Source organism: Allobosea eneae (genome assembly GCF_042657265.1).
Lineage (GTDB): Bacteria > Pseudomonadota > Alphaproteobacteria > Rhizobiales > Beijerinckiaceae > Allobosea > Allobosea eneae.
Genome location: NZ_JBHSLW010000023.1, coordinates 18,107 through 31,035, shown reverse-complemented (window position 1 = coordinate 31,035; position 12,929 = coordinate 18,107). Strand labels below are relative to the sequence as shown.

Here is a 12,929-nt window from a genome sequence, read left to right as displayed (position 1 = left end):
ACGACGGCGACAAGCCGCACACCGCGATCGACAAGGGATCTCAAGGGATGAACGCGCCAGTGAAGACCGTCCGCCAGCTCGAATCCTATATCGCCGGAGACTGGGTCCGCGGCGCCGGCAAGGCCGTGCCTCTGCTCGATGCGGCGACTGGCGCTGAGGTCGCGCTGATCGACGCCAGCGGTCTCGACATGAAGCGCGCCCTGAACCATGGCCGCGAGGCGGGCGGGCCGGCGCTGCGCAAGCTGAGCTTCCATGAACGCGCCCTGATGCTGAAGGCGCTCGGCCAGGCGCTGATGGAGGCGAAGGAAGAGTTCTACGCCCTCTCCACCGCGACCGGCGCGACGCGCACCGATAGCTGGATCGACATCGAGGGCGGCATCGGCACCTTATTGTCCTATGCCTCGAAGGGCCGGCGCGAACTGCCGAACACGCGCACCCTCGTCGACGGCGAGGTCGAGGCGCTTTCGCGCGCCAATACCTTCTCCGGCCAGCACATCCTGACGCCGCTGGAAGGCGTCGCGATCCATATCAACGCCTTCAACTTCCCGTGCTGGGGCATGCTGGAGAAGCTGGCGCCGACGCTGCTCGCCGGCATGCCGGCGATCGTCAAGCCGGCGAGCCAGACCGCCTATCTGACCGAGCTGATGGTCCGCAGGATCATCGCCACCGGCATCCTGCCCAAGGGCGCGCTGCAGCTGATCAGTGGGTCGGTCGGCGATCTGCTCGACCATGTCGATTGCCAGGATGTCGTGACCTTCACCGGTTCGGCCACCACCGGCCGCAAGCTTAGGGCGCACAAGGCGATCGTCGAGAATTCCGTGCGCTTCACCATGGAAGCGGATTCGCTCAACGCCGCGATCCTCGGGCCGGATGCGGTCGCCGGCACCGAGGAGTTCGATCTCTTCGTCAAGGAGGTCGCCCGCGAGATGACGGTGAAGGCCGGGCAGAAGTGCACGGCGATCCGTCGCGTGATCGCGCCGCGCGCCACGGTCGAGCCGCTGATCAAGGCGCTCGGCGAGCGTCTCGCCAGGACCGCGCTCGGCAATCCCGGCGAGGAAGCGACCCGGATGGGCCCGCTCGCCAGCCTCGCGCAGCGCGACGAGGTCCGCGCCCGCATCGCCGAACTGCAGGGGGATGCCGAGATCGTCGCCGGCGATCCGAGGCAGGCGAAGCTGACCTCTGGCGATGCCGAGGCCGGCGCCTTCCTCAGCCCCGTGCTGCTCTATTGCGACAAGCCGGGCTCAGCCAAGGCCGTGCATGATGTCGAGGCCTTCGGCCCGGTCAGCACGATCATCCCTTACGAGACTGCCGAGGAGGCGGCGGAGCTGGCACGGCGCGGCAAGGGCAGTCTCGTCGCCTCTGTCTTCACCAACGACGCTGGCTTCGCACGCGAGGCCGTCGAGGCGCTCGGCCCCTGGCATGGCCGCGTCATGCTCGGCAACCGTGTGAGTGCGAAGTCCTCGACCGGCCATGGCTCGCCCTTGCCGGTGCTGGTCCATGGCGGGCCCGGCCGCGCCGGTGGCGGCGAGGAGTTAGGGGGCATGCGCTCGGTCAAGCACTACATGCAGCGCACTGCCATCCAGGGCGCGCCCTGGCTGCTGTCGGAGGTCACTGGGCGCTGGATGCAGGGTGCGAAGACACGGCAAGACGGCATCCATCCCTTCCGCAAGTCGCTGGCCGAACTGGAGATCGGCGACCAGCTCGTCACCGCTTCGCGCACAGTCACGCTGGAGGACATCGAGCATTTCGCCCATTTCACCGGCGACACCTTCTACGCCCATATGGACGAGGAGGCCGCCAAGGCGAACCCGTTCTTCGACGGCCGCGTCGCGCATGGCTACCTGATCGTCTCCTTCGCCGCCGGCCTCTTCGTCGATCCGGCCCCGGGCCCGGTGCTCGCCAATTACGGCGTCGACGCGCTGCGCTTCCTCACCCCGGTCAATCCGGGCGACACGCTGCAGGTGACCCTCACCTGCAAGCAGATCAATCCGCGCGCGACGGAAAACTATGGCGAGGTGCGCTGGGATTGTACGGTGAGCAATCAGGAGGCCCAGCTCGTCGCGCAATACGATGTGCTGACCATGGTGGCGAAGACCTGGCCGGCGTGAGCGCCGCCTATTTCATCGCGCTGGCGCCGTCCAAGAACAGCGTGGTGACCATGTCGGCATAGCCTTCGCGGCTGAGCGCGCCGCTCGGCCGGAACCAGGTGTAGACCCAGTTCAGGATGCCGAAGAGCGACATGGTGACCGGCGTCACACCGGCGCTGCTTTTCGCCAGCGCCGGGTTGATGTCGACCAGCACGTCCGAGAACGCCTTGACGATGCGGCGCTCCATCTCGCGCAGTTCCAGCCTCTGGGCGTCGGTCAGCGAGCCGGTGCCGTTGAGCAGGACCTGGTGGAAGTTCGAGGCCGTGCGATAATTCTCGAGCACGCCGCCGATCAGATGGCGCAAACGCGCCCTTGGCTCGAGATCGGGCCGGTCGGCCTCGATGATCGCCGCCTCCAGCTCGACGAGATGGGTGCGGCCGATATCGAAGATGAGCAGGTCCTTGCTCGGATAGTAATGGTAGAGCAGCGCCTTGGAGACGTTGTTCTCCTGGGCGATCTGCGCCATCGAGGCGCGCTCCATGCCGAGCTTGGCGAAGACGGCTGCGGCGCTGTCGAGGATGCTTCGCCGCTTCTCGTCGAAATCCGCAGCCCTGGTGCGGGCCATCGCCTGTCATCCTTTCGGCCGGTTGTCGACGACGCGCCTGGCCTTGCCGGCCGAACGCTCGACCGAATCGGGGTCGCCGACCTCAATCGTGGTGCTCACCCCCACCACGCTTTTGATGTGGTGCGCAAGTTCCTTGGCTGACGAGGCACGGGCGGCCGCATCGGCGGCGTGCGGCATCGCCTCGACATGCACGACCATGTCGTCCATCCGGCCGGCGCGCACGAGCTCGATCTGGAAATGCGGGGCGAGCCCGCTACATTTCAGCAATTGCTCCTCGATCTGCGTCGGGAAGATGTTGACGCCGCGCAGGATGATCATGTCGTCGCTGCGGCCGGTGATCTTCTCGATCCGGCGCATTGCCCGCGCCGTGCCCGGCAGAAGCCGGGTCAGGTCGCGGGTGCGATAGCGGATGATCGGCAGCGCTTCCTTGGTCAGCGAGGTGAAGACGAGCTCGCCCATCTCGCCGTCGGGCAGGACCGCGCCGGTCTCGGGATCGATGATCTCCGGGTAGAAATGGTCCTCCCAGACATGCAGGCCGTCCTTGGTCTCGACGCACTCGCTGGCGACGCCCGGGCCGATCACCTCGGACAGGCCGTAGATGTCGACGGCGTGCATGTCGAAATCCTGCTGGATCTCCGCGCGCATCGCGTTGGTCCAGGGCTCCGCGCCGAAGATGCCGACGGCGAGCGAGGAGCTGCGCGGGTCGATGCCCTGGCGCCGGAACTCGTCGAGGATCGACAGCATGTAGGACGGCGTCACCATGATGATGCGCGGCTTGAAGTCCTGGATCAGGCAGACCTGGCGCTCGGTCATGCCGCCTGAGATCGGGATGACCGTGCAGCCGAGCTTCTCGGCGCCGTAATGGGCGCCGAGCCCGCCGGTGAACAGGCCGTAGCCATAGGCGACATGGCAGATGTCGCCGGCCCGTCCGCCCGCCGCCCGGATCGAGCGGGCGACGCAGGAAGCCCACATCTCGATGTCGTTCTGGGTGTAGCCGACGACCGTCGGCTTGCCGGTCGTGCCGGAGGAGGCGTGGATGCGCGCGACCTTCTCCTGCGGCACCGCGAACATCCCGAACGGGTAGGTGTCGCGCAGGTCCTGCTTCACCGTGAACGGGAACTTGGCGAGATCGGACAACGTCGTGAGATCGTCCGGATGGACGCCGGCCTCGTCGAACCGCGCCCGGTAGTGCGGCGAATTGCGATAGGCGTGGTCGAGCGTCGTCTTCAGCCGCTTGAGCTGGAGCGCCGAGATCTCGTCGCGGGAGGCGGTTTCGATGGGGTCGAGATCGCCCGGGCGGGGCGAAAGGTCTTCCATGGGTATCCTCCGCTTGTCTTGTTTCGGCCGGAACGTTCAGCCCGGCGCGGGTATCGGCGTGCCCTTGACGGTGCGGGAGTGGCCGCGGAATTCCGCGACATGCTCGCCGTTCTGGTTCGTCACCCTGATGTCGTAGATGCCGCCGCGGCCGATCCGCGAGATTTCGCGCGCGCTCGCGGTGAGGCGGTCGCCCTCGAAGGCCGGGCGCATGAAGGTCACCGAGCAGTGCTGCGCGACGGTGTTCTGGTTATAGCTGTTGCAGGCGAAGGCGAAGGCCGAGTCCGCCAGGGTGAAGATGTAGCCGCCATGGCAGGTCTTGTGGCCGTTGGTCATCTCGGCCGTGACGGTCAGCGACAGCCGCGCCTCGCCCGGACCGACCGCATCGAGGCTCATGCCGAGGCTGCGGGAAGCGAGGTCCTTCTCCCACATCGCCGCGGCGCAGGCGCGGGCGAGGGCGAGCGGATCGGAGACGTCGAGGCTCATCGTCCGCTGAACTTCGGCTGGCGCTTGTCGAGGAAGGCGAGCACGCCCTCGGCATAGTCGGCGCTGCGCCCCGCCTGGCGCTGCAGATCGCGTTCCAGGTCGAGCTGCTGGTCGAGCGTATTGCCGGCCGCGGCCTGGATCGCCTGCTTGATCAGGCCGAGCCCGAAGGTCGGGCCAGCGGCGAGCCTCCTGCCGAGCGCCTCGGCCTCGCTCATCAATTCGGCGTCGTCGACGGCGCGCCAGATCAGGCCCCAGGAAGCTGCGGTCTCGGCCGTCAGCGGTTCCGCCGTCAGGGCGAGCGCCTTGGCGCGGGCTTCGCCGAGCACTTGCGCGAGGCTCCAAGTGCCGCCGGAATCGGGCACGAGGCCGATCTTGGAGAAGGCCTGGATGAACTTGGCCGAGCGGGCGGCCAGCACGATGTCGCAGGCGATCGCGATATTGGCGCCCGCGCCGGCCGCCACGCCGTTGACCGCGCAGATCACCGGCTTGTCGAGGCTCCGGATCAGCCGGATGAGGGGATTGTAGAAGGTCTCGATCGTGCGGCCGAGATCCGGCGCCATCTCCTTGCGCGGGTCGCGATCGCCCAGGTCCTGGCCGGCGCAGAAGCCACGCCCGGCCCCCGTCAGCAGGACAGCGCGGACCTCGCTCTCGTCATGCGCACGCTGGAAACCGGCGCGCAGCGCCAGATGCATCGCGTCATTGAAGGCATTGAGCTTGTCGGGACGATTGAGCGTCAGCCGCAGCAGGCCGTCGGCGAGCTCCACCTTGACCGTGTCGGACACCAGCCTTCCTCCCATGACGTCGCGGCCTTTGGGCCGTCGCTTCAAAAAATTCCTTGCATAGTCCGAACGGTCGGTCAATTATTAACTCAACGAAGGCGCGAGCGCCGTGGATGGGCCCAGCCTGTCCGCGGCCGGCATCGAGCCTGCGGGGAAACGATAACGACCGCGCTCTGAGGCCTCAGCCGCGCGGCATGAAAACAAGGGCGCTTCGGCACGAAAGCGCTTGGACCGTGGAGGAAACAATGAAGTTCGGAGTTATCGGCGGCGCGCTGGCGCTGACGCTCGGCCTGGCTGGCCCGGCTTTCGCCGACATCAAGATCGGCGCCTCGGTTTCCGAGACCGGACCGGCTTCCTCGCTCGGCGACCCCGAGGCCAAGACCCTCAAGCTGCTGGTCGACGAGATCAATGCCGCCGGCGGCGTGCTCGGCCAGAAGCTCAAGCTCGTCCTCTACGACGATGGCGGCGACCCGAACAAGGCCCGCACCTTCGCCACCCGCCTGGTCGAGGACGACGAGGTCGTCGCGATCGTCGGCGGCTCGACCACCGGCACCACCATGTCGATCATCTCGGTCGTTGAGAACGCCAAGGTCCCGTTCATCTCGCTGGCGGGCGCGATCGAGATCATCGACCCGGTCAAGCCCTTTGTCTTCAAAACCCCGCATACCGACCGGATGGCCTGCCGCAAGATTTTCGAGGACATGAAGGCCAAGGGCTTCAGCAAGATCGCGCTGATCTCCGGCTCGGACGGCTTCGGCGCCTCGATGCGCAAGCAGTGCCTGCAGGTCATCGGCGAGTTCGGCATCACCGTGCTGGCGGAGGAGACCTACGGCCCGAACGACGCCGACATGACCCCGCAGCTGACCAATATCCGCTCCAAGGCCGATGTGCAGGCGATCCTCAATCCCGGCTTCGGCCAGGGCCCGGCGATCGTCACCCGCAATTACGGCCAGCTCGGCATCAAGATGCCGCTCTACCAGTCGCATGGCGTTGCCTCGAAGAGCTTCATCGACCTCGCCGGCCCGGCTTCGGAAGGCGTGCGCCTGCCTGGCACGGCGGTCCTCGTCGCCAATCTCCTGCCGGCGAACGACCCGCAGAAGGCGGTCGTCTCGGCCTATACGAGTGCCTACCAGGCGAAGTTCAACCAGCCCGCCTCCACCTTCGGCGGCTATGCGCATGACGGCCTGCGTTTGCTGGTCGATGCGATCAAGCGTGCCGGCAAGGCCGAGCCGAAGGCGATCCGCGACGCGCTCGAGGGCACCAAGGGCTTCGTCGGCGTCACCGGCACCTTCAATATGGCAGCAACGGACCATCTCGGCCTCGACCTCTCGGCGTTCCGTATGCTCGAGATACAGGGCGGCAACTGGGCACTGGTGCAGTAGGGCGCCGGAATGGGGCGCGTCTGCGGTCGCTGAGCGGCGCCCTTTCCGTCATGGTCGGGCTTGTCCCGACCATCCACGTCTTCCCTCGGGCAAGGCGGTGTTCAAGACGTGGATGCTCGCCACAAGGGCGAGCATGACGAGCTGGACTGGCCTTCAGCATCTGATCTGGCCACGGGGAGCATCAAGTGCCCGAACTTCTGCAATACCTGCTGTCGGGCGTGACGGTTGGGGCGGTCTATGCGCTGGTCGCGCTGGGCTTCACCCTGATCTACAACGCCTCCGACGTGGTGAACTTCGCCCAGGGCGAATTCGTCATGCTCGGCGGCATGATCACCTTCTTCGCCTGGCAGGCCGGCATCCCGCTGCCGCTGGCGGCGCTGCTCGCCATCCTCGCGGCGGCGACGATCGGCGTGCTCCTCAACAAGCTCGCGATCGAGCCGGCCCGCGGCGCGCCCGTCGCCAGCCTGATCATCATCACCATCGGCGCCTCGATCTTCCTGCGCGGCAGCGCCCAGCTCGTCTTCGACAAGCAGCTCCATCGCTTCCCGAGCTTCTCCGGTGACGACCCACTCCGCATCTTCGGCGCGACGATGCTGCCGCAGGGCCTCTGGGTCATCGCCGGGGCGGTCGCGATCTTCCTCGCGCTCTGGCTGTTCTTCGCCCGCACGCTGACCGGCAAGGCCGTGCTCGCCACCGCCAACAACCGCATCGCGGCGAGCCTGGTCGGCATCAACCCCAACCATATGATGACGCTGAGCTTCGCCGTCTCGGCCGCGATCGGTGCGCTCGCCGGCGTGCTCGTCACCCCGATCACCCTGACCAGCTACGATCTTGGCGTCGCGATGGCGCTGAAGGGTTTTGCTGCGGCCATGCTCGGCGGCATGGGCGTCCCGGCGGGTGCGCTGGTCGGCGGCCTGCTACTCGGGCTGATCGAGGCGCTCACCGCCGGCTATGTCAGTTCGGTCTACAAGGACGCCGTCGCCTTCGTATTGATCCTCGTGATCCTGTTCGCGCGGCCTCAAGGGCTGTTCGGCCGCAAGGCGATGGACCGGGTCTGACGATGCGCCTGTCCCAAAAACATCTCACTTTGATCGTGCTGGCCGTGCTGGTCGCGCTGGCGCCAGCCTTCTTCCCCTCGAACTTCTACTACCGCATCGGCGCGCTGATCTTCGTCAACGGGCTCGCCGTCACCGGCCTCGTCGTGCTGATCGGCTTCGCCGGCCAGATCAGCCTCGGCCATGCCGGCTTCGCCGGCATCGGCGCCTATGCCTGCGCGCTGGCCCCCGGCTATCTCGGGCTGCATCCCGGCCTCGCCATGCTGCTCGGGGCGCTGCTTTCGGGCGGCGTCGCCTGGCTGATCGGCCGGCCGATCCTGCGGCTCAAGGGCTATTACCTCGCCGTCGCCACCCTCGGCTTCGGCATTCTCGTCTCGATGGTGCTCGCCAACGAGGCGAAGATCACCGGCGGTCCGGACGGGCGCGAGGTCGCCGAGCTCGGCCTGCGCAGCGCGCTCGCCAGCATTGGCATCGCGCTCAGCAACGCGCAATTCTGGTACGCCGCCACCGGCCTCGTCATGCTCGCCGGCGCCTGGATCGCGCTCAACCTGCATGACAGTCCCTCGGGACGGGCGCTGCGTGCCCTGCATGATTCCGAGGTCGCAGCCCGCACCGTCGGCGTCGACGTCGCCCGGCTGAAACTCTCGGCCTTCGTGATCTCGGCCGTCTACGCCTCGTTGTCCGGTTCGCTGCTGGCGCTGATGAACCGCTTCATCACGCCCGATGTCGCCGGCTTCCTGCACTCGGTCGAGCTGGTGACGATGACGGTGTTCGGCGGCGTCGGCTCGGTGCCGGGCGCCATCCTCGGCGCCGCGACGCTGACCCTGCTGCCGCAGGCGCTGACCGTGCTGCAGCAATACGAAAACCTCATCCTCGGCCTGATCATGATGCTGGTGATGATCTTCATGCGCGAGGGCCTGCTGCCCTCGATCATGCGCCGCCTGAAGGGGAGGGGCTGATGGCGCTCCTCTCGGTCGAGGGTCTCGGCATCGATTTCGGCGGCCTGCGCGCCGTCAACGATGTCGGCTTTTCGGTCTCGCCGGGCGAGATCGTCTCGGTGATCGGCCCCAATGGCGCCGGCAAGACCACGCTGTTCAACATGATCTCCGGTGTTTACCAGCCCCAGCGCGGCAAGGTCGTACTCGACGGCCGGGACGTGACGGGAATCGCACCCAACCGCCTCGCCGAGCGCGGCCTCTCCCGCACCTTCCAGAACCTGCAGATCTTCCAGCGCATGAGCGTGCTGGAGAACGCCATGACCGGCTGCCACCTCAAGGAGCGCGGGCCGGTCCTCGGCGATCTCCTCAGCCTGCCGTCCTCGCGCCGCCGCAGCGCCGAAGCCAGGGCGCGCGCCACCGAATTGCTGGAGCGCGTCGGCCTGGCGCGCGGCGCCGAGCGGGAGGCCTCCTCGCTCTCCTATGGCGCGCTGAAGCGCCTCGAGATCGCCCGCGCGCTGGCGCTCGAGCCGCGCATCCTCCTGCTCGACGAGCCGGCCGCCGGCTGCAACGCGGTCGAGACCGAGGAGATCGACCACCTGATCGCGGAGGTCGCCAAGTCCGGCGTCGCCATCCTGTTGGTCGAGCACGACATGAAGATGGTGATGCGCATCTCCCAGCACATCGTCGTGCTCGATCGCGGCGAGAAGATCGCGGAGGGCGCGCCGGCCGCTGTCTCGCGCGATCCCAGGGTGATCGAGGCCTATCTCGGCACGCAAAGCGCGGAGGCGGGCGATGCTGTCGGTTGAGGGCCTGCGCTCGCGCTATGGCCGCATCGAGGTCCTGCACGGCGTCGATCTCGAGGTCGGCTCGGGCGAGATCGTCACCGTCGTCGGCGCCAACGGCGCCGGCAAGACGACGCTGCTGCGCTGCATCTCCGGGGTCCAGCCGGCGAGCGGCGGCGCGATCATCTTCCGCGGCGAGGCGTTGAAGGCGATTCCGGCGCATCGCCGCGTGGGGCTGGGACTTTCGCAATCGCCGGAAGGCCGGCTGATCTTCACCAACCTGACCGTCGAGGAGAATCTGCGGCTCGGCGCCTATCTCTTCGCCGACGAGCGGGTCGAGCGCGACATGGCCGACGCCTTCGCGATGTTCCCGATCCTGAAGGAGAAGCGCAACCTGCCGGCCGGCGGCCTCTCCGGCGGCCAACAGCAGATGCTGGCGATCGGCCGCGCGCTGATGGCCCGGCCCGCCTGCCTGCTCCTCGACGAGCCCAGCATGGGGCTGGCGCCGCTCCTGGTGGCGCAGATTTTCGACGTCGTGAAAAACCTGAAGTCGCTCGGGGTCACCGTGCTGCTGGTCGAGCAGAACGCCTATGCGGCCCTGCGGATCGCCGATCGCGGCTATGTCATGGAGACTGGCCGCATCGGCTTCAGTGGGACCGCCGAGGAACTGATCGCCGATCCGCGCATCCGCGAGGCTTATCTCGGGATCTGAGCTGGCCCGTCACGATCATGCGAACGGCCCCATGCCTGGTCGGCAGGGGCCGTTCGCCTCTTGATTGCCTGTGCAGCTGCCTGCCGGCGTCTTCAGGCTGCCTTTGCGAGGCTCGGCGCGATTGCGAGGGGGGCTGCGGTCTTGGCCTTGACCGCGTCGAGGGTGACGTCGGGGGCGAGCTCGATCAGGGTCAGTCCGCCCTTCGTCTTGTCGCAGGACATGACGCAGAGATCGGTGATGATCAGGTCGACCACGCCGGCCCCGGTCAGCGGCAGCGAGCAGCGCTCCAGCACCTTGGATTCGCCCGCCTTATTGGCGTGGTCCATCACGACGATGACCTTCTTGACGCCGGCGACCAGGTCCATCGCGCCGCCCATGCCCTTCACCATTTTGCCGGGGATGGTCCAGTTGGCGATGTCGCCATTGGCCGCCACTTCCATGGCGCCGAGGATGGTCAGGTCGATATGGCCGCCACGGATCATCGCGAAGCTATCGGCCGAGGAGAAGAAGCTCGAACTCGGCAGGATCGTGATAGTCTGCTTGCCGGCATTGATCAGGTCGGGGTCGGCCTCGCCCTCATAGGGGAACGGGCCGATGCCGAGCAGGCCGTTCTCCGACTGCAGCGTGACGTCGACGCCCTCGGGGATGTAGTTCGCCACCAGCGTCGGGATGCCGATGCCGAGATTGACGTAGAAGCCGTCCTGCAGCTCTTTGGCGGCGCGGGCGGCCACCTGTTCGCGGGTCCAGGCCATCAGGCAGTCTCCCTCTTGCGCTCGGTCAGCTTCTCGATCTTCTTCTCGTTGATCGTGCTCTTGATGATGCGATCGACATAGATGCCGGGGGTGTGGATCGCTTCGGGATCGAGCGAGCCGACCGGCACGATCTCCTCGACCTCGGCGACGGTCACCTTGCCGGCGGTCGCCATGTTCGGGTTGAAGTTGCGCGCGGTGCGCCGGTAGACGAGGTTGCCGGCCGTATCGGCCTTCCACGCCTTGACGATCGCGAGGTCGGCCCGCAGCCAGGTCTCGCGAACGTAAAGCTGGCCCTCGAACTCCTCGACCGGCTTGCCCTCCGCCACCACCGTGCCGACGCCGGTGCGGGTATAGAAGGCCGGGATGCCGGCGCCGCCGGCGCGAATGCGCTCGGCCAGCGTGCCCTGCGGATTGAGTTCCAGTTCGAGCTCGCCGGAGAGGTATTGCTGCTCGAACAGCTTGTTCTCGCCCACATACGACGCGATCATCTTCTTGATCTGCCGGGTCTCCAGCAGCATCCACAGGCCAAAACCGTCGGCGCCGGCATTGTTCGAGATCACGGTGAGGTTCTTCACACCGGAGCGGCGGACCTCCGGGATCAGGCTCTCGGGATTGCCGGAGAGGCCGAATCCGCCCGACATGATCGTCATCCCGTCGAACAGCAGCCCCTCCAGGGCGGCCTCAGGGCCGTCGTAAATCTTGCGCGTCATCGCTCCCTCTTCCCTTGCCCTGCCGCCGGCGGGGTCATCCTTTACGCCTGACCGCCAGAGGCATCGGCCGTCAGCCGGCCCTGCTCAGCGCCTTGTCGACGCTGGCATCAATACCGGGTGTCTCGTCCTGCGTCGACGGTGTCGGATGGTCATCGGCCATGTCGGCGAGCGGCGCTCCCGACAGGGCGGCGTCGCGCCTGGCCGGGGCGAGCCCGCCCTTCCGGCCCTCGGCCTGCCCGCTCAGTTGCCCTGGTTCTTCGGGTACAGTTTGGCGTAGCGCTCGGCATCGCCCCGGACGACACCGTCGAACGTCGCCGGCGACGAGGACACGAGTTCGACGCCCTGAGATGCGAAGCGTTCCTTCATGCCGGGCGTCTGCACGGCTTCGGCGATATCCTGTGCGATCTTCGCGACGATCGGCTTCGGTGTCGCCGCCGGCATCAGGATGCCGAACCAGGCATCGTAGGCGAAGTCCGGCAGGCCGGCTTCGGCGAAGGTCGGGACGTCGGGGAGCTGTGGCATGCGCGTCGCGCCGGTGACGGCCACGGCGCGCATCTTGCCGGCCTGAATCAGATCGCCGCCGACATTGAAGAAGGTGAAGCCCAGCGCCGCATCGCTGCGCATGATGGCGGTCTGGGCGTCGGGCATGCCCTTGTAGGGGACATGCACGATCTCGAACCGCGCCGTCTGCCGCAGGAGTTCGGCTGCGATGTTGGTCGCGCTGCCGAGACCGGCGGAGCTGTAGTTGAGCGCGCCGGGCTTGGCTTTCGCCGCCGCGACCAGATCCTTCAGCGTCCTTGTCGGCGAGTCCGGGGGGACGACCAGGATCGACGGCATCGTCGCAACCTGCGTCACGCCGACGAAATCGTTGAGCGGGTCGAAGTTCAGGTTCCGGTTCATGGCGCTGATGACGGCGTGCCCGTTCGACGTCAACATGATGGTGTGGCCGTCGGCCGGCGCCTTCGCGACATTTGCGGTTCCCGCAATGCCGGACCTGTTCTCGACGATCACCTGCTGCTTCCATTTCGCCGTGAGCTTCTCGGCGAGGGCGCGCGCCAGGATGTCGGTCATGCTGCCGGCAGAGAACGGCACCACGATGCGGACCAGCTGGTTCGGATAAGACGATGCAGGGTCGGGCGACTGCGCCAGGGCGGGGATCGGTGCGGCTGCCGTAGTCGCGGCAAGCAGGGCAGCAATCAGAAGTCGACGACGGTTCATGGATGCCTCCCTTGGTGTTTATGAGGGGTCATGCCGATACCGGTGGGAGCGGCATGACGAGCAGGATCGAAGCCTCCTTGTCGGTGTCG

The 12,929-nt window shown here is 67.1% G+C and carries 13 protein-coding genes; 6 read left to right on the top strand and 7 right to left on the bottom strand.

Going from position 1 to position 12,929, the window contains the following annotated elements; translation table 11 throughout:
• The first annotated feature begins 47 nt into the window (after positions 1 to 47).
• Positions 48 to 2,108: a phenylacetic acid degradation bifunctional protein PaaZ gene (gene paaZ, locus ACFPOB_RS15315; RefSeq protein ID WP_377799284.1), complete on the top strand. Its 2,061-nt coding sequence runs from the start codon at positions 48 to 50 to the stop codon at positions 2,106 to 2,108.
• Positions 2,109 to 2,115: 7 nt separating this feature from the next.
• Here paaZ and ACFPOB_RS15310 read toward each other — a convergent pair whose 3' ends face one another.
• The 4 genes from ACFPOB_RS15310 to paaG are packed head-to-tail and all read right to left on the bottom strand — an operon-like array spanning position 2,116 to position 5,294.
• Positions 2,116 to 2,712, bottom strand: a complete 597-nt coding sequence (locus ACFPOB_RS15310) for a TetR/AcrR family transcriptional regulator (RefSeq protein WP_100962870.1) — start codon at positions 2,710 to 2,712, stop codon at positions 2,116 to 2,118.
• Between the two features lie 6 nt (positions 2,713 to 2,718).
• Entirely contained in the window at positions 2,719 to 4,029 is a 1,311-nt protein-coding gene (gene paaK / locus ACFPOB_RS15305; protein ID WP_377799283.1) for a phenylacetate--CoA ligase PaaK, read from the bottom strand.
• Between the two features lie 36 nt (positions 4,030 to 4,065).
• Positions 4,066 to 4,512 (bottom strand): hydroxyphenylacetyl-CoA thioesterase PaaI, encoded by a 447-nt coding sequence (gene paaI, locus ACFPOB_RS15300; protein ID WP_377799282.1) that lies wholly within the window; start codon positions 4,510 to 4,512, stop codon positions 4,066 to 4,068.
• Entirely contained in the window at positions 4,509 to 5,294 is a 786-nt protein-coding gene (paaG, locus tag ACFPOB_RS15295) for a 2-(1,2-epoxy-1,2-dihydrophenyl)acetyl-CoA isomerase PaaG (RefSeq protein ID WP_377799281.1), read from the bottom strand. Before paaG ends, paaI begins: the two co-directional genes overlap by 4 nt.
• 242 nt (positions 5,295 to 5,536) lie before the next feature.
• Between paaG and ACFPOB_RS15290 the strand changes: the two genes are divergently transcribed.
• The 5 genes from ACFPOB_RS15290 (at position 5,537) to ACFPOB_RS15270 (ending at position 10,160) form a co-directional block, all read left to right on the top strand.
• Positions 5,537 to 6,673 carry an ABC transporter substrate-binding protein gene (locus tag ACFPOB_RS15290; RefSeq protein WP_377799280.1) on the top strand — a complete coding sequence of 379 codons (1,137 nt, stop codon included), beginning with the start codon at positions 5,537 to 5,539 and terminating at the stop codon, positions 6,671 to 6,673.
• 185 nt (positions 6,674 to 6,858) lie between these two features.
• Positions 6,859 to 7,731, top strand: a complete 873-nt coding sequence (locus tag ACFPOB_RS15285) for a branched-chain amino acid ABC transporter permease (RefSeq protein WP_377799279.1) — start codon at positions 6,859 to 6,861, stop codon at positions 7,729 to 7,731.
• A 2-nt stretch (positions 7,732 to 7,733) separates the two neighbouring features.
• Positions 7,734 to 8,687 carry a branched-chain amino acid ABC transporter permease gene (locus ACFPOB_RS15280; protein WP_377799278.1) on the top strand — a complete coding sequence of 318 codons (954 nt, stop codon included), beginning with the start codon at positions 7,734 to 7,736 and terminating at the stop codon, positions 8,685 to 8,687.
• Positions 8,687 to 9,472 carry an ABC transporter ATP-binding protein gene (locus ACFPOB_RS15275; RefSeq protein WP_377799277.1) on the top strand — a complete coding sequence of 262 codons (786 nt, stop codon included), beginning with the start codon at positions 8,687 to 8,689 and terminating at the stop codon, positions 9,470 to 9,472. The genes ACFPOB_RS15280 and ACFPOB_RS15275 overlap by 1 nt, the downstream gene beginning before the upstream one ends.
• Positions 9,459 to 10,160 (top strand): ABC transporter ATP-binding protein, encoded by a 702-nt coding sequence (locus ACFPOB_RS15270; RefSeq protein ID WP_377799276.1) that lies wholly within the window; start codon positions 9,459 to 9,461, stop codon positions 10,158 to 10,160. Before ACFPOB_RS15275 ends, ACFPOB_RS15270 begins: the two co-directional genes overlap by 14 nt.
• A 92-nt stretch (positions 10,161 to 10,252) precedes the next feature.
• On the opposite strand, the gene ACFPOB_RS15265 is transcribed toward ACFPOB_RS15270, so the two are convergent.
• The 3 genes from ACFPOB_RS15265 to ACFPOB_RS15255 all read right to left on the bottom strand — a co-directional run bounded on the left by ACFPOB_RS15265 (position 10,253) and on the right by ACFPOB_RS15255 (position 12,840).
• On the bottom strand, positions 10,253 to 10,912 hold the full coding sequence (locus tag ACFPOB_RS15265) for a 3-oxoacid CoA-transferase subunit B (protein WP_377799275.1): 660 nt from the start codon (positions 10,910 to 10,912) through the stop codon (positions 10,253 to 10,255).
• A complete protein-coding gene (locus tag ACFPOB_RS15260; protein WP_377799274.1) occupies positions 10,912 to 11,622 on the bottom strand; it encodes a CoA transferase subunit A in 711 nt (236 codons plus the stop codon). Before ACFPOB_RS15260 ends, ACFPOB_RS15265 begins: the two co-directional genes overlap by 1 nt.
• Before the next feature lie 240 nt (positions 11,623 to 11,862).
• Positions 11,863 to 12,840, bottom strand: coding sequence for a tripartite tricarboxylate transporter substrate binding protein (locus ACFPOB_RS15255; protein WP_377799273.1), 978 nt, complete (start codon positions 12,838 to 12,840; stop codon positions 11,863 to 11,865).
• Between the last annotated feature and the right edge of the window lie 89 nt (positions 12,841 to 12,929).

Excerpts from the sequence above, each read along its gene's own strand:
- paaZ (WP_377799284.1), top strand. The coding sequence starts at position 48 with ATGAACGCGCCAGTGAAGACCGTCCGCCAGCTCGAATCCTATATCGCC.
- ACFPOB_RS15310 (WP_100962870.1), bottom strand. The coding sequence starts at position 2,712 with ATGGCCCGCACCAGGGCTGCGGATTTCGACGAGAAGCGGCGAAGCATC.
- paaK (WP_377799283.1), bottom strand. The coding sequence starts at position 4,029 with ATGGAAGACCTTTCGCCCCGCCCGGGCGATCTCGACCCCATCGAAACC.
- paaI (WP_377799282.1), bottom strand. The coding sequence starts at position 4,512 with ATGAGCCTCGACGTCTCCGATCCGCTCGCCCTCGCCCGCGCCTGCGCC.
- ACFPOB_RS15290 (WP_377799280.1), top strand. The coding sequence starts at position 5,537 with ATGAAGTTCGGAGTTATCGGCGGCGCGCTGGCGCTGACGCTCGGCCTG.
- ACFPOB_RS15280 (WP_377799278.1), top strand. The coding sequence starts at position 7,734 with ATGCGCCTGTCCCAAAAACATCTCACTTTGATCGTGCTGGCCGTGCTG.
- ACFPOB_RS15275 (WP_377799277.1), top strand. The coding sequence starts at position 8,687 with ATGGCGCTCCTCTCGGTCGAGGGTCTCGGCATCGATTTCGGCGGCCTG.
- ACFPOB_RS15270 (WP_377799276.1), top strand. The coding sequence starts at position 9,459 with ATGCTGTCGGTTGAGGGCCTGCGCTCGCGCTATGGCCGCATCGAGGTC.
- ACFPOB_RS15265 (WP_377799275.1), bottom strand. The coding sequence starts at position 10,912 with ATGGCCTGGACCCGCGAACAGGTGGCCGCCCGCGCCGCCAAAGAGCTG.
- ACFPOB_RS15260 (WP_377799274.1), bottom strand. The coding sequence starts at position 11,622 with ATGACGCGCAAGATTTACGACGGCCCTGAGGCCGCCCTGGAGGGGCTG.
- ACFPOB_RS15255 (WP_377799273.1), bottom strand. The coding sequence starts at position 12,840 with ATGAACCGTCGTCGACTTCTGATTGCTGCCCTGCTTGCCGCGACTACG.